A 20024-nucleotide genomic window follows, 5' to 3' on the forward strand; every position below is an offset into this window, starting at 1 on the left:
TTTTGAGGCACTTCGACAAATACTTACTTATATTATAATCTATACCCAACAGATAGTTGTATATTTCTGCTATTACCATCTAATCCAACAGGACTACCATCTTCATCAAAGACATTAGATAATCCAATAGAATATCTTAAATCAGCAAAAAAATTGTCTGTAATGTTCACACCTATACCGGCAACTCCAGCAAAATCGAAGGTATTAAAATCAGTTATTCCTTCTTGATTATCCTCCCATTCCCAAATTTTTATTCCTGCTTGTGGCCCTAATTGAATATTAAAGATGTTCGTAATATTATATTTTAGCATCAAAGGTACCTGTAGATAATCAACTCGTAAATCCTTATCTTTATTCCCTTGTCCGGAATACTGAAATTCTGGCTGTAACCGTAGTTTTCCTGACAGTCTAAAATCTGCCAAAAACCCTACCACAACTCCTATTCTACTATCATCGAGATTATCAGGAATATTATCTGAACTAATACTACTCAGATTTGCTCCTATTCTGATTCCATACCTGGATTCCTGAGCATGAATTCCTAAAAAAGTGAATAATGAAACAACGACAAAGAATAAAGTTTTTTTCATAGCTTATACATTTAGATACATTGACAATTTAATACAAAAAAATGATTTTTTTAGAATATTTTAACGAATTAAGGGAAATTTCCTCTATTTTAAACCTTTGATTATCGTAAGAAATATTATTTTCCCTGAAGTTTGTCATTATACAATGATTTAATGATACCATCAGAAAGCCCAATTTTTGGCACATAAATCTTTCTGGCTTTACTCCATTTCATAGCTGATAAATAGATTTTGACTGCGGGTAAAATTACATCTGCCCTATCTTGATTGAGGTTAAGCTCCCATATCCTTTCTTCATAGGACAATGAATTAAGTAACTCAAAATATGAACTCAAATATAAAAAAGAAAGTGATTTCCCCACAGCTTTTCCACTATTCTTAAAAATATTATTAATATTTCCTCCAGATCCTATTAATGATATTCTGGAATATCCCTTTGTATTTTTAGTAATCCATTCTTCTACTTCTTTCCAGGTAGTATCAGAAACAAGTTCATTCAGCAATCGTACAGTTCCTAATTTAAATGATCTGGATATAATTGTTTTACCATTATCATATAAAGTAAACTCAGTACTTCCTCCACCAACATCGACATATAGATATGTAGCATCTGTATTTATCAATTCGTGTAGATCTGTCATAGCAATTATAGCGGCTTCATCTGTGCCATCGATGATATCAATGTGTATCCCGGTCTTTTCTTTGATTAGCGCTACTACTTCTCTTCCGTTATCTGCTTCTCTCATGGCAGAGGTCGCACAGGCTTTGTACTTTACAACCTTATGAGTTTTCATTAAAAGCTGATACGCCTGCATTGTATCAATCATTCTATTTATATTTTCTTCAGAAACTCTTTTGGTAACAAATACATCTGTTCCTAATCTAATCGGAACACGAACTAAACTGGTTTTTTTAAACCTGGTTTGCTTGCCTTCTTCCTCGTGGATACTACTAATCAGTAGTCTTATTGCATTGGAACCAATATCAATGGCTCCATATTTTTCTATTGTTAACAAAATATCTAATTTCCTAATTTTCTTAAATAATAATCATATGTCGCTATCTGTGATCTTACCTTTACTTTATCATTCCTAATATACGCATTATCACGATCTTTGGATAAGCTTCTTGCTTTGACATTATCACTCCAGCAAATATCAAACGTATCCATCAGTTCTTCTTTTATATCTTCGTCATAAATAGGGCAAGAAATTTCTACTCGCCTATCCAGGTTTCTTGTCATCCAATCAGCTGAAGATATATATACCTTTGGAGTCCCGGCATTTTTAAAAATATAAAGCCTGGGATGTTCTAAAAACTTGTCGACTACACTAATTACTCTAATATTTTCACTAATTTCAGGAATACCAGGAACCAAACAACATATACCTCTAACGATAAGGTCTATCTTTACTCCTGCACTACTAGCTTCATACAACTTATCAATCATATCATAATCACTGATACTATTTAATTTCAGTTTTATACCAGCTGCAATACCTACTTTGCTATTCTTAATTTCATTATTTATTAATTTTAACAAAAAGCTTCTGGTATAATGTGGAGAAATCAACAAGTGCTTATACCTACTAACTTTATAATTTATCTGAAAAAATTTAAAAACTTTATTCGTTTCTTTTAGAATGGCTTCGTTTGTCGTAAATAAGGTATAATCTGTATATATTTTTGCAGTAGATTCATTAAAATTTCCAGTGCTAATAAAACCATATCTTTTTAGTTTACCTTTTTCTTCTCGTTCAATTACACAGGCTTTACAATGTACTTTTAGACCAGGAACCCCAAAAATAAGATTCACTCCTTCTCGTTGCATTTGCTCTGCATATTTAATATTTGCAGCTTCATCAAATCGAGCCTGTAATTCTATTTGTACCGTAACCTTTTTTCCATTCTTTGCGGCATTGATCAGAGAGCTGGCAATATGTGATATCCTCGCCAATCTATAGATGGTAATTTTTATAGTCTTTACTTTGGGATCTATTGCTGACTCTCGTAAAAACTTTACGGTATAAGAAAACGTATGATAGGGTGTGTACTGAAGAAAATCTTTTTTTGCTATTTTATTTAATAAACTTCCCTGTAAGCTCAATCCAGGAATTGTTAATGGTATTAAAGGTTGATATACAAGTTCTTTTTTATTTAAGTCTGGAAAATTCATATAATCTCTACGATTATGATACCTTCCTCCTGGTATAATACTGTCTGTATTATCTATCCCCATCTTATCCATCAAGAAACTCAATGTATCTTTGTCCATCGTTTTATCATAGACAAAACGAACAGGTTCTCCATCTCTTCTTGATTTAACACTACTTGATATTTTTTCTATAAAACTTTTGCTGAAATCATTATCAAAATCCAACTGAGCATCTCTTGTAATTTTGATCATATGGGCTGAAGCACTTATATAATCAAAAATACTGAAATTGATCTGCATACAATATCTAATCAAATCGTCCAGAATAATTATAAACTGCTTACCATCTTCTTCTGGCAATGCAACAAAACGATCAGAAAGCTTTGGGATTTCTATAAGTGCATAGATTTTTTCCTTTGTCTTTTGTTGTAAAATTTTGGAAATCTTCCCTTCTTTAGGGATCTTATCCTTAAGTACTAGTTTTACGGCTAAATATGCTACACTATCCTTTAAATGAGGAAATTTATCTAAATCATTTAGTATATAAGTAACCAGAGCAGGACTCACTTTATTGATGAAGTATTCACGAATAAAACTATCTTGTTTAATGGTGACTTCTTTTTCATCAATAATAAAGATATTATGCTGCTTTAATTTTTCTCGAATGGTCTCAATTATTTTTAAACTCTCTGATTGTTGCTTGATTACTATTTCGGTAATCTGTTCCAGTAACTCACTAGCAGTCCTTCCCTTAAGAACATTCTTACCATCCTTTCCCGCTAAATCTATTCTTTTTATAGCCGCATATCTAACTTTAAAAAACTCATCCAGATTGTTAGAAAATATTCCTATAAACCTGAGCCTTTCCAGTAGCGGAACACTATCATCAGAGGCTTCTTGCAGTACTCTTGCATTGAATTGTAACCAGCTTAATTCTCTATTTATGTATTGATTTGGTGGTTTTTCTGTCATTTATCTTATTTCTTTAGGGAACAAAGTGAATAGGTTTTCCCCTACACTTACATCTTTCCAATGTAAAACATCAAATTGAACTGCAACGACTCCTGATGTTGGCAAATTATCGATTAATTTACTCCCGTATGCATTGGCTATAGAAGTTAATGCATGGTTATGCCCAAAAATCATTAAAGAATTAATTTTATCCGAACAATTTTTAATCACTTCTACCACCTGATACCCATCAAAATCATAAAGCTTTGGTTCTAACCTAAAGATGGTATCCGAAAAATCCAGATGACTCAAAATAATCTTTGCTGTCATTTGGGCTCTCTTTGCATCACTACACAACACCTGATCAACTGATTTTATTATAGTTTTAAGCTTTGCTCCTATTAGATTAGCATCGTTAAGACCTCTTTCATTAAGAGGTCTTTCGTGGTCAGTTACATCAAATTTCCAGGAAGATTTTGCATGCCTGATTATATATAAAGTCTTCATTTACTTTTAAAATTTCATAACGAATTAGCTTTCTGCACACAAGTTTAAGAATTCACATTCACAATTCTTACTATTATGGAATAAAAAATTTTTATCACTATTGGTCGCTCTAAAAAACATGTGAAAAAAAATAGTTTTGTTATTACATTTTCAATCGTTTAAGCTGATAACAAAAAAGCTAAATTAATGATAATAAGACATCTAAATAATTGCTTTTAGTCGGTAAAATCTATTTATACATCGAAAAAAGCATTTTTTGTTTACATTATTAAACGCTAAAATCTAAATTTACCTACGGTTTTCCCTTAAATCTAGGATATACGTCCTATTAATTGCACAATTTATTTTATTGTTGTAAGTTAGTATATACGGGGAATAAAATGACGGAATAGTGGATAAAGTTTATGACCATATGAATAGTATAAGAAGGATACTTACCTATATATTGATTGCTTCCGGTGGTATTCTGTTTAATGGATATAGTCAGGTAGAGGTTCCCCTTAGTAAAAGAACAGAATTTACAATTAAAGGTGATTTCCAATTTGTTTCTAATACAATTTTAGGAAAAGTTAGCAATGATGATGGTACTAATGTTTTTGACCCTAATCAAAGTTATAACGAGGGAGGATTAAATAATCAATTCAGAATGGGATTTATTGATATTGACAATGATCCTGCCACCTTTAACTCTAGTAGTGCCGATCTGAATCTAAGTTCTGAGTGTGCTACTATAAAACATGTAGGACTATACTGGACTGCCTCTTATGCCGATCAGGAAAGAAAGCATGACATAACTTCTATCAAAATTAAATATCCCGGAAATACATCGTATACTACAATTAGGAATGCTCAAGTCATTCACGATTATTATGAAGATTCCAAATCTGTATTTAAGCAATATTCTTGTTATAAAGACATTACCGACCAGATATTAAACCTAACAAAGCCTACAGGTACGTATACAGTAGCAAATATTCCTGCTACAACTACAGAGGTAGATGATAATGTGGCACTCGGGAATGGACTTGCAGGAGGATGGACAATGATCGTTATTTATGAAGATAACGCTAAACAAAGAAAAAGGTTTTATGTATATGATGGATTTGTCAATATTGATTCTAAGGCGAAACCGGTAGATTTTTCTTTTGAGAATTTCCAGACTATTCCTGAAGGTGGGGTTCACGGAAAAATTGGAGTCATTTCTTATGAAGGTGATAAAGGAATAAGAGGAGATCGTTTTCAAATACTCTCTAATGAAACCAAAAAATATAAAAGTATCTCTGATAATACTAATCCGATGAATAATTTCTTTAATGCTAATATTACTGAAAACGGAAGAAATATTACGACAAGAGTACCTGCAAGTCAAAATACTTTAGGCTATGATGCTGACCTTTTTGAAATAAAAAATTCAAGAAATGCATTAATAGGCAACAATCAAACAAAATCAAGTTTTAGATTATCAACTGATAATGATGGTTATTCTGTAATGGCTGTTGCTTTTAGTGTAGAGATTTATGAACCTGCAATTCATATCGTAAAAAGATCCAGATATCCAGATGATAGTTTTGTTTTTCCTAATGACATTATCGCTCCGGATCAAGAATTAAAGTATAGTCTTACCATCCATAACGATGGAAATGATAATGCAAAAAACACAGTTATCAAAGATGTTTTACCCGAGAATGTGATATTTTCTACAGAATCCGTAAACTTACCGTCCAAAAGGATAAAAGTAAATTATGATGAGTCGTCCAGAATTTTGAGCTTTATCATTCCTAATAAAATGGTCAAAGTTGATAGTGATGCTTTTATAATTGATTACAGTCTAAAAGTTAACACTTCGTGCGAGTTATTAAACGAAACTGGAGAAGTCATTATTATGGACCAACCTGTTACAGCAGAGTTTAATGGCTCTCTGAATGAAACAAAAAAATTCTCCAAAGGATATAATCATATCAATAAATGTAATCTTCCTGATTATTATCAGCTAAAATTACCCGTTGATATAAGCGGTTTAAATTGTCCTAATGCCAATACTGATTTTGTTTCCAGAACAAAAGACCTGGAAAGAAACACTTCGGAAACCCGTACATCAGACACATCCAAAAACACTCAAAGCACTGGCTTCAACCCTGTTAACCCAGGTGATGTTACAAAAATGAAACCTTCTCCAAAATCAGGAATAGCCTTAGCCTCTGATATTAAAATTAGCCGCACCATAAATGATTTGATCAAATTAAATGAAATTTATTTTGAATTTGACAAATGGGACATTACTGAAAGAGCTATCGTAGAGTTGACCAAAGTAGTGAAATTAATGAACGAAGATTTTCCTGATATGGTTATCAAAATTGAAACACATTCTGATAGTCGTGGAAATACAGATTACAATCTTATCCTGTCTCAAAAAAGAGCAGAATCTATTTATAAGTATTTGATAAGTCAAAATATATCTAGAAATCGCATCTTATCGTACACCGGTTTTGGGGAATCAAAACCAATCAACAAATGTGCTGATGGAGAAGATTGCTCTGAAGAAGAATATAGAAAAAACCGACGATCTAACTTTGTTATTATGTAAATCTACACTCTTTTATCAGGGTGATAGTCTATCAATATTCCATCCGTTTGTACTTGCTGCTTTCTGAGAATATCTAATACGATCATGCAAACGATTGGGTCTTCCTTGCCAAAATTCAAATACTATCGGAATCACACAATAACCACCCCAAAATGGTGGTTTAGGGATTGTTTTATCGACATACTCTGCTTCTAACATCTTTAATTTATTTTCTAAAAACTCTCTAGACGTTACCACTTGGCTTTGATCAGAAGCCCAGGCACCTAGCTGACTACCTCTAGGTCTGGATTGAAAATAGGCATTACTTTGTTCTTCTGATGTTTTATGAATAGTCCCCTTGATAATAACCTGTCGCTCCAGATTAGGCCAGAAAAAAGAAATACAAACTTTATTATCTGCCACAATAGCTTTTCCTTTTTCAGACTCATAGTTCGTATAAAACACAAAACCCTGAGCATCATACTGCTTTAACAAAACTATTCTTCCTTTCGGAAATCCATCCAATCCCAATGTCGTTAATGTCATTGCATTGGTTTCTTCTACTCCACCTGCTGCTTCAACTTCTTTAAACCATTTAGTAAATAATGAAATAGGAGATTCTGGTATATCTTTTTCTTCCAGAACTGTTTTTTCATATGATTTTCTATAATCAGTAAGATCTCTATTCATTTGTATATATGTTAAAAATTAAAGTTCAAAAACTTTACCGTCATCTCCAACCTCTACATTCATAAAAACGGTTTGAGCTTCTTCTTTAAACAATTCTATGTTATTGTATCTGGTAGAATAATGTCCTAAGATCAGCATTCCTACATTTGCTTTTTCGGCAATGGTAGCTGCTTCAATAGCAGTACTATGTCCTGTTTTAAGACATAAACTTTTTTTATCTTCCAAAAATGTAGCTTCGTGATACAATACACTAACTTTATCAATCAAAGGAATTTTCTTTTCATCATATCGAGTATCACTACAAAAGGCATAGCTTTTTACAGGTTTTGGATCATCTGTCAATTCTTTATTAGGAATTACAACACCAGTATCCAACATTACATCTTTACCTTTTTTAATAGACCTGTAGTATGCCATATCAATATTATGATGAAGCACTTTATCCATCAAGAGTTTTCTATCTCCTGGTCTTTCCTTGAACAAAAACCCATTGCAATAGATACGGTGCTGAAGAGGGATTGTACTCACTACAACTTTCTCATCTTCAAAAACCACTTCAGAATCCAAACTATTAAGTTCATGAAAATGCAAAGGATAATCAGTCCAGGAGTTAGAAAGTTTTAACTGTAAAGTAATAGCTTCTTTAATGCCTTTTGGTCCATAAATATGTAATGCATTTTCTCTGTTCAACATTCTAAATGTAGATACCAAACCAACCAATCCAAAAAAATGATCCCCATGCAAATGAGAAATAAAAATATGATTAATTCTGGAAAACTTGACTTTATTCCTCCTGAGTTCTACCTGAGTACCCTCACCACAATCTATTAAAAAAATGTGATTATTTATTTCTAATACTTGAGAAGTTGGATTTGTAAATGTTCTTGGAGTTGCAGAATAGCAACCTAAAATTGTAAGTTTCAAAATTTTCTACCTTCTTTATTAACTAGAAGGTGAAGATACTCTAAACCTTTCTATTAATCAATTTCAATTTCCAAAAGTATCAAAAGTGTTTAATAAATCAATGTATTTTTTGGGAGACATTTTTCTATAACCTGTTGCTCCCAAAACTGATCCTTCTTTATTTATAACCAAAATAACAGGAAAAATCATTTTTTTATTATAACGCCTTGCTAATTCTTTATTTTTTTGTTGCTGTACTACTGATGGTTTATTCTTTTTCCGTTTGGTAAAATCTGCCTTAACCCAAACAAACTTCTTATCCGCAAATTGTTTGAACTCGGGATTAGAAAATATTTTCTTTTCTAATTTTATACAAGGAGGACACCAGTCTGATCCCGTAAACAACAATACAATATTTTGATCTTTTTCTTTTGCTAAAGCCATTGCTTCTTCAAAATCATATTTCCAGTCCTGTGCGCTAATTTGATTAAAAAGCATAAAAAAGAGCACAAGAATAATTGGGGCTAATTTATTCATACACAGTAAGACGTACTAATTTTAAATTCATTACACAGAAAAAAGAGCCTTTTATTAGAATTCCAGATCTCTCTCTATTTCTTCCATTTCGACTAGATCAAGAGCCTCTATTAATGTGGGAACGATTGTCATTTCTGCAGGGGATTCATCAAAAGAAATTCTATCTGTTACAATAACAAAAGAACGTTTTGCCGCTTTATGGATATTAGAAATCCTAAGAAACTCATTGATATCTTGAGGTTTTATATCTTTTAAAGAAAAAAGATTAACAACAATATTATCATTTTTCATGGATTCATATTTATTCTCTAAACCTTTTACAAATTCAATGATGGTAGCTTTTTCCTGTGTAATTATGGTTGTAGAACCTTCTTTATTAAATATCATATACTTATTGTTTAATTTTTGAAGCTAATAGATAAATAACTGCCATTCTCACTGCTACTCCATTTTGTACCTGATCCAATATTATGGCTTGATTAGAATCAGCAACATCACTCGTGATCTCTACTCCACGATTTATGGGCCCTGGATGCATTATTACAATTTCTTTATTGAGGCTTTCTAATAATTCTTTACTTACTCCAAATTGTTGGGTATATTCTCTTGTAGACGGAAAATAGCTAATTTCCATCCGTTCATTCTGTACGCGAAGCATATTTGCCACATCACACCACTCCAAAGCTTTCTTAAGGTCTGTTTCTACGACAACCCCTAGCTTTTCTATATATTTAGGAATTAACGTTTTAGGACCACACACTTTTACTTCTGCGCCTTGTAACTTAAGTGCAAAAATATTAGACAGCGCAACTCTGGAATGCAAAATATCACCAACAATCACTACTTTTTTTCCTTGCACTTCTCCAAGTTTCTCTCTAATAGAGTATGAATCCAGCAATGCCTGAGTAGGATGCTCGTGCGCTCCATCACCTGCATTTACAATACTTGCATCCACATGTCTGGATAGAAATACACCAGCACCGGGATTGGGATGTCTCATTACGACCATATCAACTTTCATTGATAAAATATTGTTTACAGTATCTATTAGAGTTTCCCCTTTTTTAACCGAAGAAGAAGCTGCAGAAAAGTTGATTACATCCGCAGAAAGTCTTTTCTCTGCTAATTCAAAAGACAACCTTGTTCTAGTACTATTCTCAAAAAATAAATTAGCGATCGTAATATCTCTGAGCGAGGGAACTTTCTTTATTGGACGATTAATTACTTCTTTAAAATGATCGGCTGTTTCAAAGATAAGATCAATATCCTCTTTGGTCACATATTTAATTCCTAGTAAGTGATTTACACTTAATTCGCTCATTAATTTTAATTCTTAATTTATTTTTATTTTAATTATTGATTAGATATACAGCATCTTCTCCTTCATTCTCCAACCAATGCACCTTTACTTTTTCTTGATTAATCGCATCAACTTGTCGTCCCCGATAATTAGGTTGTATTGGTAAATGCCTGCTAAAACGCCTATCTATCAATGTGAGTAATTCTATCTCACTAGGTCTCCCAAATGATTGTATTGCTGTTAATGCAGAACGTATACTTCGCCCTGTATACAGCACATCGTCAATAAACACAACCCGCTTATCTTCTACCACAAAATCAATATGTGTTTTATTAGCTTCTAAAGGCTTTTCTCCTCTTCTAAAATCGTCTCTATAGAAAGTTATATCAAGATAGCCCAACTTGACATCAGAAAGTGAATAATCTTTCTCTAAAACCTCTTTTATTCTATCAGCAAGAAATACGCCTCTAGGCTGCACTCCTATTAGTACTGTTTCTCTAAAATGAGTATGATTTTCAATTAATTGACAAGCTAAACGGTGCAGAATTATATGTACCTCTTTCGCACTAAGTAGTAGTTTCTGACTCATAATCTCCAAATGGATATCTGGAATACAAAAGTAATGAAAATTTAGAATTATTAAGGCAAATAGGATAGTATAAGTTTTTTATCTGTTTGTATACTTGAAACCAAAAACATTTTAGTCGAAACAACAGAACCCATCAAAATTCGTCATGACCTATGTAGATATGAGCACAATTGCGTATAAATTCGATCTAAAATTAATAGAAAATACAAAAGGAAAAAAAATAGACTATATTGATCGAGCGTGTAACCAACGTTCCTAATAATTTGGAAAAGGTTATTTGTTTTCAGAATTACTCAAAGCAACGCGAGAAACCACTATACTTCTACGTTTTGCAGACTACAGCTAATCATTCAGGATGTATCGTTATAGCCAGTTCAACAGAGATGTTAGAGAACATACAGAAATAGATTATGGAATCCTTGCATACTTACAAGGTAATATCATGACAATAAAGAAGGTATTGAGTACGCTTTGAGTTGACTTTTCACTCTATAACTTGTCTATCAAAAGTGATCTGCAATACTATATATTATTATTGGATTGCAACACAGTCACCACATAAAGACAGTGTCACAATCCAATACAAAAAATACAAAAAAATTATCTTTAAGAATTAAGTTCGAAAAAAGGCTTTACACCATTTTCGTCTTAAAAATTATTAGTTTTTGATCAATTTTTTAATTAGCGTATTCCCTGAGTTATTAATTTTCAATATATAAATACCTCTTGGAAGAATTGATATATCTATAGGATTTGAATCAATTGATTTACTCATGATTTGTTTCCCTTGAATATTAAATATTTTGATAGATGTAATACCACCTCTATTCAAATTTCTAATATTTATATACTTATTTGCAGGATTAGGATACAACGAGATTGTTTCTGAATCTGGGTTGATATCTCCATTAGACAGAACAGTATCGTGAGTAAACTCAACTATTCCCCAGCAAGCATCAAAAGTTCCGATATCCAGAGTTATAATATCCGAATCATCTGTTTGAAGTGATAAATCAATTGAGGGTTTACCCGGCAGGTGAAGCTTAGCTCCTATTATAGACTTCCCAAACATATCTTTAGGGATTTTTACTGAGATACCATCATGAGTTTGCGCACTATCCTCTGCTGCATTGTATTTTCTGTTCAGAAGATGAAGCACATAAGGTGCTGACAAATCAGAAGAGGAAATTCTAGGGAAAGTAGAGATTAGATCATTACGAACAGTATTCTCACTTAAAACATCTATTTTCCAGGAAAGACGTTCTATCATACTATCCGCGTTATCAATGGAAACAACATTAGAACCACTCTCGTTTAGTATTTGATTCTGCTCTGTTGTAAAGTATTGAACATCACTATCGTGAATAACTATTTCGTATTCTTTCAGTTGCTCGGCAGTAGGTGCGATTGGACGATCGGGATCCCCAAATATTTTCAGATCAAATGAAATATTCTCTTCTACCAAGCGCTCTAATGTCTGACGTGCTGTAATACTACCGTCCATTCCTCCTTCGAGGAGTGAAGCATACACAGAATATGCAAGTGCCACATTTGAAACCGCTTTATAATCGTCAAGTAATTCACCATGATTATGAATGAATTGATAAAGATCGGCAAGATTTTCTGACCCCAGATCCCAGGTATCATTGCCTCCTATCCATACATTTCCTGGAATAGTAAAAATAGAGCCTGTGGCATATGCTTGAGCAATCCAGCCACGAGACTGACGAGGAGCACTCCTGTCATACAAAGCTTTAAACGCATCAGGATACGGGAAGTATATCAAAGTCTTATCAAGTTCCTCAGCTGCCTTATAGTGTAATATTGGCTTAAAAGGGGGGCTTTTTTCAGTTTCATGAGCATGGAAAAATTCACCAGCAAGATAGGTCATACGATTAGAGAAAATATACCCTCTTGGTTCAATTAGATTCGTTGTTGCCCCAATTGCGATTCCAGGTCTTATCGTATCAATATATTCAAACAACTCTTCCATCACCTCATTAAGTGCTTGGCGCTGAAAGTAAACAAAATCTTTATAAAGAGGAATATTCCCTTCAATACTATATGCTTGACTTTTATAACTTTCAAGAGTGAACCCTTTATCTAATAAAAATTCACGGTAGTTGAAACTATCAATTTCAGAAATTTCCATACCGTTCAATTCTTCAGTCGTGTATTTCTCTTTCATGTATTCTCTAAATCCATTCATGGAGTGAATAGAAAAATCTCCTCCCAACCAATGCACCGTTCTAGAAGCGGATGTTTGCGAATCGAACATCATATGAGTCACCTGACTTAGATCCATTCGATCAACCTGATACTTAAGCCATTCCAGAAATTCTGGTCCGTGATGGCTCTGCCAGTTATGAGTTTGTCCCATGTACGACTCTGTACTCCAGGGGATATTATTACCATTGAGATCCTTTGCCCAGTTAGATTCTGGATCTTCCATAAAGTCGATCATCCATTTCCAACCCCAGTCGAATTCTCCACGACCAAAGTAATACTTGTCATTTGATGTTTGATTTTCTACCCTTGTGATCCATTCATCCATGGTCGTATCGGATTCAATACTTCTATTTGGCATATGTCCCCAGAAGACTCCATCAGCTTTATACTGATCATAATTAACAGGAGTTGCACTTGATTCCTGAGTAAACAATATCATAGATTTTTTAATAGGGCCATTTTGCGTGCTTGTATCTATTTGTGCAAATAAATTATTCAAAACAAAGCAAAAAGCTGTAAAAAGAAATACTTTTTTCATTTGTGAGGTTTTAAAAGTGTTAAGTTTTAATTGTGGTTTTAATTTTAATGTATTAAATTCTAATTGTGTATCATATATTACTTTATTAATGAGTTTATTAGGTTATTTTTTTTTAATATTAGTGTTATCTTATATTTCAAATTCTTTTTCCGTTTCTACAAAACATACACCGTTAGGTACATTGTTAAAATGAAAATATATGAGTAGGATGATATTTTATCTAATTTATTATTCAATAGCACTTTTCTATTATAATCCCTAAGAGATAATTTTCACCCTTTATAATTTCTGTTAATATATAGTAACCATGAATGATCTCTCCTGAAACTCTCCTTGACGCATTCGTAACATTACTGAATACAACTACTATATGGTACTAACAGACATCGATCAATAATAATCCTCATAATTTTTAGGTTTTATCATTCCTATTATCCGTGTTGCAAATATATATTGGAGACATTTTCTTTAACTCATCAATATTTACAAGTATATATTCTATTTTAACCCAAAAGTACACTTATCATCTTAAGTAAGTTTATTTGTGATATATTTTACAATTTTTAACAATTAATTCACATTATAATTTAAGTATCTTAAAATCTGAATCATCGCACTTTGATTAGTAGCTAGCAGTACTCTAAAATGTTAGCCCATTTAATAACATATTCCATCCAGGCATTTTGAATATTTTGCAAAAGATGTTGATGAACTACTATAAAAATTCATTGACATTACTATCTAAAACAGAGAATGCACTTTCTCGAGGCAAGTCTCTTAGTATTTGAATCTCGATTATCGAATAAAAAAGTAAATATATAAATTAAGTTTTTCTAGATTTAGAATTGAACTCAAAATCATAAATCTGATCGAATCAGCATAAAATCATGCGAATAGACCTCCTTATAAATTGAGATGCCGTATTGAGATCGGTAAAACTGTTGATCGCATCAATACAACTACAGGAGATCCGTCCTCAATACTCTACTAACTAACATTAAGGTGTTATTTCTACTATACTTATACGATTTATAACTAAAAATTTCGCATATTCATCGTTTCTTTTTCCTTTCTACTTCGTTTAAAAAATAAACCGTAGCTATAGCTATGCTTGATTTTTTTGCCTTGCATAAAGAAAAAATAATTCAATGAATTTATACGAATTTTTTAATCACAAATCGTATTATACAACTGTAGCACCCTCAAATTAGACCGTCAGTGTAATTATAGTTTGACAACCAGTAGGCATAACCTAATCTGAATAAAGCAAAGTGATCATTAATTAGGAAGTATGCAAATGCAGGAGAAACAAGAAAATAATAAGAACTTATTCAAGATCTTCCTATACGTACATAATAAAAGCCACTAAGAAAAGTATTTAATTTTTTTCATAAAAAATAGTAGCCTGATTGGTTACCAAATTTATCATAAACGGCTTTTACAATAATGTAAATAGATCAAAAATATAGGCAAAAAAAAGAGGTCGTTTACCAGACAACCTCCAACACAAATTTATAAAAATACATTAGACATTTTTTTTATTTGCGCATCGCATAACTAGATGCACCTGGAAGGTCTCTTAAAAAATCAATAACACTTTTTAAGATAAGTTCAATAGAAGCGTAAAAATAATTCATCTCTGTGTGATTTTAGGATTAATTATAGTAAATATAATTATTTATTAACAATTAATCAAATATTATGTTCATTAATTGTTAATAATATTTCATAATACTAAATTTTATAGTTATAAAATATAAAAAAATTCAAATAAAACATATCTAAGTAGTTTTTTTCTTACTAAAATTGTTGATAACTATTGTTTTACTCTATTTGTTAAACACACAATACTATCTGCGGTTTTCATACTTGATAAAACCGAATTTTAGTCTTCTTCTTGTCATTCTCCGTATAAAGGACTCACTCAAAATAATACATATACCAGAGTTCGTTATTACACTCTTAATAATTCACAACAAGCCATCACAAAACAAGCGTATGTTTGTATTAAACTGTACCTTTGCCCTATGGTTAATACGATCAAGCAAAGACACATCCTTAATAAATTGGGAATTGAATCATTGAATCCCATGCAGGAAGAAGCTAAACTAGCAATTACCTCAAGCGATAATATTATCCTGCTTTCCCCTACAGGAACAGGAAAAACATTGGCTTTTTTACTACCTGTCATAGCCGGATTAGATAGTAATTGCATAGAAATTCAGGTTCTAATACTTGTGCCATCCAGAGAATTAGCCATTCAGGTCGAACAGGTAGCAAGAGACCTGGGATCAGGTTATAAAATTAACGCTGTATATGGTGGAAGATCCGGATCACAAGATAGGTTAGACTTAAGACATCGTCCAGCTGTTCTTATCGGCACACCTGGTAGAATAGCAGATCGATTAAGAAGAGATAGTTTTTCTGTGGAACATATTCAAACTATCGTACTTGATGAATTTGATAAATCTCTAGAAGTAGGTTTTGAATCAGAAATGATCGAAATATTCAATGCACTGCCCAAAATTCAAAAAAGAATACTTACTTCTGCTACACAAGGTGTAGAAATTCCGGAATTTATCGGTTTAGAAAAACCAATACAAATAAATTATTTAGACGATAACTTTTCTCAATTACAGTTAAAAACGATTGTATCCGAAACAAAAGATAAACTCCCTGCATTAGTGAAAGCATTGTGCAATCTAGGCAACCAACCAGGAATCATCTTTTGTAATTTTAAAAATACAATTCAGCGTGTCAGTGATTTTCTCCACCAGAACTCAATCAGTCATGGTTGTTTCTATGGAGGTATGGAGCAAAAAGATCGAGAAAGAGCATTGATCAAGTTTCGTAATGGTACACATCAGATTATTATTGCTACAGATCTTGCGGCTAGAGGCATTGATATTCCTGAGATTAAGTTTATTATTCATTATCATCTTCCTCTCAAAAGCGAAGAATTCACTCATAGAAATGGTAGAACTGCCCGAATGAATTCTGAAGGAACTGCCTATATTCTAAAATGGAAAGATGAAGAATTACCTGTATTCATAAAAGATGCAGAAATCGTAGAATTAAAAGATGCTGCTGCCCCATCTGTCCCAGAATGGAAAACATTATTTATTACCGGCGGAAGAAGAGATAAAATATCTAAAGGTGATATTGCAGGATTATTCTTTAAACAAGGAAAACTTAACAAAGACGATCTGGGTGTCATAGAAATTAAACAAGATTGTGCATTTGTTGCTGTACGTACCTCTAAAGTAACGAAAACTATAGAAATGGTCAATAATACCCGATTAAAAAAGAAAAAAGTACGTATCTCTATTATTTAATGAGTTTTACACCTATTTCCTTGTTTTAAAAACACCTGATTAAAACCAGAAATCTGAATGGATAACTTTTATCAGAAAAAGGTATTCTACCAGTCTTAGATGAAATCGCCGTAAACTACCTCGGGGCAAGCTCAGGCATTTATTGAAAAAAAAAAAACATTTTGATTTCGAGGCAAGCCTCGGAGCATTTAAATCTCAATTATCGAGTAAACTGAATCAAATTATTTTTTAATTCAGGCAAGAAAGAAAATTCGTAGATAGTAGACACTATCAATGCTTCTTATTTCATAGCACTCATCTTATAGAACAAAAAGAAATGATTTTAAGGTAATTTTATGCGAGAAATGGTATTATACGATTTATAACTAAAAATTTCGCATATTCATCGTTTCTTTTTCCTTTCTACTTCGTTTAAAAAATAAACCGTAGCTATAGCTATGCTTGATTTTTTTGCCTTGCATAAAGAAAAAATAATTCAATGAATTTATACGAATTTTTTAATCACAAATCGTATTACACCAAAATGACCTTATCATTCAAATAAAAAAAGAATCGCATACAACAACGATTCTCTTTTTATTAAGTAAGATTGAAATAAATATTATTTAGCAATATTCACAGCTCTTGTTTCTCTAATCACTGTTATTTTAACCTGCCCCGGATATGTCATATCGGTCTGTATTTTCTGAGAAATTTCAAAAGACAAACTAGCCGCTCTTTCATCATTTACCTTCTCACTTTCTACAATCACTCGCAATTCTCTACCCGCCTGGATAGCGTACGCTTTCTTAACTCCATTAAATCCAAAGGCGATCTCTTCTAAATCTTTTAATCTTTGGATGTAAGAATCCAGTACCTGCCTTCTTGCACCTGGTCTCGCTCCACTTATCGCATCACAGACCTGTACAATAGGAGAAATCAATGCTGTCATTTCTACTTCATCGTGGTGAGCACCAATAGCATTACAAACATCAGGTTTTTCTCCATATTTTTCTGCCCATTGCATTCCCAGAATGGCGTGTGGCACTTCTGTTTCTGTGTCTGGTACTTTTCCTATATCATGCAGCAATCCGGCTCTTTTTGCTAATTTGGGATTAAGCCCTAATTCTGATGCCATAATTCCACACAGTTTTGCAACCTCTCTAGAGTGTTGTAACAAATTTTGCCCGTAAGAAGAACGGTATTTCATTCTCCCTACCGTTTTTATCAGCTCAGGATGTAAACCATGAATTCCCAAGTCAATGACAGTTCTTTTACCAACTTCGATGATTTCTTCATCAATCTGCTTTCTGGTTTTCTTTACAATTTCCTCTATACGTGCTGGATGAATTCTACCATCTGTCACCAATTTATGCAGTGATAATCTGGCAACTTCTCTTCGTACAGAATCAAAACAAGACAATATGATCGCTTCTGGAGTATCATCTACGATAATCTCTACTCCCGTAGCTGCTTCTATTGCTCTTATATTTCTACCTTCACGACCAATGATTCTCCCTTTGACATCATCGCTTTCGATATTAAAAACGGATACACAATTCTCTATCGCCTCTTCAGTTCCTATGCGCTGTATTGTATTAATAATAACTTTTTTGGCTTCTTGCTGAGCTGTCAGCTTCGCTTCTTCGATAGTACCCTGTATAAGTGCCATAGAATCTACTTTAGCCTGCTCTTTCAGTGAGTGCATAAGTTGCTCTTTAGCATCTTCTGCAGACAAACCTGATATAACTTCTAGTTGTTGAACCTGGCTTTTGTGCAATTTTTTTAATTCTGATTTTTTCTTTTCGAGATAATCAATACGATGATCATAATCTTTACTCTTCTGCTCAAGATCAGTATTTAACTTCTTATTTTTAGATAATTCATTAGACACCTGAGATTCTTTATCTCTTGTTCTTTTCTCTGCTTCAGCCATTTTCTTATCGCGAGAAAGAATTACTTTTTCATGCTCCGATTTTAATTCTATAAACTTTTCTTTTGCCTGAAGTATTTTATCCTTTTTAATGGTTTCTCCTTCACTTTTAGCATCTCTTATAATGCTTTGAGAAGTTTTTTTAGCGTTTTTAATAATTTCTGATGCTTTATTGCGCTCCAAAATCTTAGCGATGATAAAACCTATCACCAAACCTGCCACCGCAGCAACAATCAAAAATATAATGTTATCCATAATTCTAGTTAATGTTTATATATAAAAAAAGCCTGCACTAGTTTGGGTTTTGTATAAACTCTGTAAAAACAGGTTTAGGGTTAACAAATTGCTCAAGAATCCGCGACGAGGCGGCGCGCTTTTACAACTTAAACTCACCCTTTTTAAATAATTCTTGTTGAGTTTATCAAAAAATAATAACTAGTGCAGGCAGTAACCTATTTATTTTAAAGAACGTTTTTTAAGATAAATGATCATGTAACAACGTATTAAGAGCATTCAACCGCTCAGATACGTTTACATCATCACTATCTTTATCTATAACTTTTTGTTCTACTTGTGCTGCAAATTGTAAAGCACACATGGCTAATACATCTTGCTTATCTCTAACTGCATAACTTTGCTCAAATTGCTTAATCATAGCTTCAATCTTTTTAGCAGCTTTACGTAATCCCTCTTCTTGATCAGGATTAATTGTAAGCGGATATACGCGATCCGCAACTGATATTTTGATTTTAAGCTTGTCTGCCATATTTCAATCACTCTGATAACTGTGTAATACACACATCAATTTCCCTTATTAAAGCATTTATTTTGAGCTTAGTTTCCCTCTTGTATTTGTCACTGCCTAGCATTGCATTTGCATTCTTGAGTGCACTAAATTTTTCTTCCCATTGTTTTAATTGATCTGCCAATACGTCTGAATTAGATTCTAAATCCTTAATTTTATTTCTAAGATCAGCATTTTGTTGTTTTACTAATTCATATTTATGGAGTAACTTGCTTATCTTATTCTCCAGAGAATCAACAATTTCAATTAAATCACTCATTATACTTTTACACAATACTTCGTTACACAAAGTTAACATACCAATTGAAAAAACCCAATAGTTTTTAAACTAATTTTAACTCTATATTATCATATCAAGCAAGTGATTAATTTATAGTCTTTTAGTTTTTAACGAAACATCACTTTAATTTTAAAACCTAA

The 20024-nt window shown here is 32.5% G+C and carries 16 protein-coding genes and 1 other RNA gene; 2 read left to right on the top strand and 15 right to left on the bottom strand.

Annotation, left to right across the window (positions count from 1 at the left end):
* Positions 1-32 precede the first annotated feature (32 nt).
* The 4 genes from F0000_RS11800 to F0000_RS11815 form a co-directional block, all read right to left on the bottom strand.
* Positions 33-590, bottom strand: a complete 558-nt coding sequence (locus F0000_RS11800; RefSeq protein WP_149624923.1) for a porin family protein — start codon at positions 588-590, stop codon at positions 33-35.
* Positions 591-706: 116 nt separating this feature from the next.
* Positions 707-1606: an exopolyphosphatase gene (locus F0000_RS11805; RefSeq protein ID WP_149624924.1), complete on the bottom strand. Its 900-nt coding sequence runs from the start codon at positions 1604-1606 to the stop codon at positions 707-709.
* 5 nt (positions 1607-1611) lie between these two features.
* Positions 1612-3717 carry a polyphosphate kinase 1 gene (gene ppk1 / locus F0000_RS11810; RefSeq protein WP_149624925.1) on the bottom strand — a complete coding sequence of 702 codons (2106 nt, stop codon included), beginning with the start codon at positions 3715-3717 and terminating at the stop codon, positions 1612-1614.
* Positions 3718-4203: a histidine phosphatase family protein gene (locus F0000_RS11815; protein WP_149624926.1), complete on the bottom strand. Its 486-nt coding sequence runs from the start codon at positions 4201-4203 to the stop codon at positions 3718-3720.
* 412 nt (positions 4204-4615) lie between these two features.
* Here F0000_RS11815 and F0000_RS11820 point away from each other — a divergent pair, with 412 nt between their 5' ends.
* A complete protein-coding gene (locus F0000_RS11820) occupies positions 4616-6787 on the top strand; it encodes an OmpA family protein (protein WP_188112104.1) in 2172 nt (723 codons plus the stop codon).
* 15 nt (positions 6788-6802) lie between these two features.
* On the opposite strand, the gene pdxH is transcribed toward F0000_RS11820, so the two are convergent.
* The 7 genes from pdxH to F0000_RS11855 form a co-directional block, all read right to left on the bottom strand.
* Positions 6803-7456 (bottom strand): pyridoxamine 5'-phosphate oxidase, encoded by a 654-nt coding sequence (gene pdxH, locus F0000_RS11825; protein WP_149624928.1) that lies wholly within the window; start codon positions 7454-7456, stop codon positions 6803-6805.
* Between the two features lie 18 nt (positions 7457-7474).
* The gene (locus F0000_RS11830; protein ID WP_149624929.1) at positions 7475-8380 is read right to left on the bottom strand and encodes a ribonuclease Z; all 906 of its coding nucleotides are present in this window, start codon (positions 8378-8380) and stop codon (positions 7475-7477) included.
* Between the two features lie 63 nt (positions 8381-8443).
* The gene (locus F0000_RS11835) at positions 8444-8896 is read right to left on the bottom strand and encodes a thioredoxin family protein (protein WP_223148898.1); all 453 of its coding nucleotides are present in this window, start codon (positions 8894-8896) and stop codon (positions 8444-8446) included.
* Between the two features lie 54 nt (positions 8897-8950).
* Positions 8951-9283 (bottom strand): ribonuclease Z, encoded by a 333-nt coding sequence (locus tag F0000_RS11840; RefSeq protein WP_149624930.1) that lies wholly within the window; start codon positions 9281-9283, stop codon positions 8951-8953.
* Positions 9284-9287: 4 nt separating this feature from the next.
* Positions 9288-10217 (bottom strand): aspartate carbamoyltransferase catalytic subunit, encoded by a 930-nt coding sequence (locus tag F0000_RS11845; RefSeq protein WP_149624931.1) that lies wholly within the window; start codon positions 10215-10217, stop codon positions 9288-9290.
* Between the two features lie 28 nt (positions 10218-10245).
* A complete protein-coding gene (gene pyrR / locus F0000_RS11850; protein WP_149624932.1) occupies positions 10246-10785 on the bottom strand; it encodes a bifunctional pyr operon transcriptional regulator/uracil phosphoribosyltransferase PyrR in 540 nt (179 codons plus the stop codon).
* A gap of 658 nt (positions 10786-11443) precedes the next feature.
* Positions 11444-13552: a T9SS type A sorting domain-containing protein gene (locus F0000_RS11855; protein WP_149624933.1), complete on the bottom strand. Its 2109-nt coding sequence runs from the start codon at positions 13550-13552 to the stop codon at positions 11444-11446.
* 2027 nt (positions 13553-15579) lie between these two features.
* Here F0000_RS11855 and F0000_RS11860 point away from each other — a divergent pair.
* Positions 15580-16887, top strand: coding sequence for a DEAD/DEAH box helicase (locus tag F0000_RS11860; RefSeq protein ID WP_149624934.1), 1308 nt, complete (start codon positions 15580-15582; stop codon positions 16885-16887).
* Between the two features lie 601 nt (positions 16888-17488).
* Here the strand turns inward: F0000_RS11860 and rny are convergent.
* The 4 genes from rny to F0000_RS11880 form a co-directional block, all read right to left on the bottom strand.
* On the bottom strand, positions 17489-19054 hold the full coding sequence (gene rny, locus F0000_RS11865; protein WP_149624935.1) for a ribonuclease Y: 1566 nt from the start codon (positions 19052-19054) through the stop codon (positions 17489-17491).
* A gap of 55 nt (positions 19055-19109) precedes the next feature.
* Positions 19110-19217, bottom strand: a non-coding RNA gene (ssrS, locus tag F0000_RS11870) — 6S RNA.
* Positions 19218-19274: 57 nt separating this feature from the next.
* Positions 19275-19565, bottom strand: a complete 291-nt coding sequence (locus F0000_RS11875; RefSeq protein WP_149624936.1) for a cell division protein ZapA — start codon at positions 19563-19565, stop codon at positions 19275-19277.
* A gap of 7 nt (positions 19566-19572) precedes the next feature.
* Positions 19573-19863, bottom strand: coding sequence for a hypothetical protein (locus F0000_RS11880; RefSeq protein ID WP_149624937.1), 291 nt, complete (start codon positions 19861-19863; stop codon positions 19573-19575).
* Between the last annotated feature and the right edge of the window lie 161 nt (positions 19864-20024).

Source organism: Aquimarina sp. RZ0 (assembly GCF_008370685.1).
Classification (GTDB): domain Bacteria; phylum Bacteroidota; class Bacteroidia; order Flavobacteriales; family Flavobacteriaceae; genus Aquimarina.

Bases quoted from the DNA above. Each gene is read 5' to 3' on its own strand.
- F0000_RS11800 (WP_149624923.1), bottom strand. From the start codon at position 590: ATGAAAAAAACTTTATTCTTTGTCGTTGTTTCATTATTCACTTTTTTA.
- ppk1 (WP_149624925.1), bottom strand. From the start codon at position 3,717: ATGACAGAAAAACCACCAAATCAATACATAAATAGAGAATTAAGCTGG.
- F0000_RS11815 (WP_149624926.1), bottom strand. From the start codon at position 4,203: ATGAAGACTTTATATATAATCAGGCATGCAAAATCTTCCTGGAAATTT.
- F0000_RS11820 (WP_188112104.1), top strand. From the start codon at position 4,616: ATGAATAGTATAAGAAGGATACTTACCTATATATTGATTGCTTCCGGT.
- pdxH (WP_149624928.1), bottom strand. From the start codon at position 7,456: ATGAATAGAGATCTTACTGATTATAGAAAATCATATGAAAAAACAGTT.
- F0000_RS11835 (WP_223148898.1), bottom strand. From the start codon at position 8,896: ATGAATAAATTAGCCCCAATTATTCTTGTGCTCTTTTTTATGCTTTTT.
- F0000_RS11840 (WP_149624930.1), bottom strand. From the start codon at position 9,283: ATGATATTTAATAAAGAAGGTTCTACAACCATAATTACACAGGAAAAA.
- F0000_RS11845 (WP_149624931.1), bottom strand. From the start codon at position 10,217: ATGAGCGAATTAAGTGTAAATCACTTACTAGGAATTAAATATGTGACC.
- pyrR (WP_149624932.1), bottom strand. From the start codon at position 10,785: ATGAGTCAGAAACTACTACTTAGTGCGAAAGAGGTACATATAATTCTG.
- F0000_RS11855 (WP_149624933.1), bottom strand. From the start codon at position 13,552: ATGAAAAAAGTATTTCTTTTTACAGCTTTTTGCTTTGTTTTGAATAAT.
- F0000_RS11860 (WP_149624934.1), top strand. From the start codon at position 15,580: ATGGTTAATACGATCAAGCAAAGACACATCCTTAATAAATTGGGAATT.
- rny (WP_149624935.1), bottom strand. From the start codon at position 19,054: ATGGATAACATTATATTTTTGATTGTTGCTGCGGTGGCAGGTTTGGTG.
- F0000_RS11875 (WP_149624936.1), bottom strand. From the start codon at position 19,565: ATGGCAGACAAGCTTAAAATCAAAATATCAGTTGCGGATCGCGTATAT.
- F0000_RS11880 (WP_149624937.1), bottom strand. From the start codon at position 19,863: ATGAGTGATTTAATTGAAATTGTTGATTCTCTGGAGAATAAGATAAGC.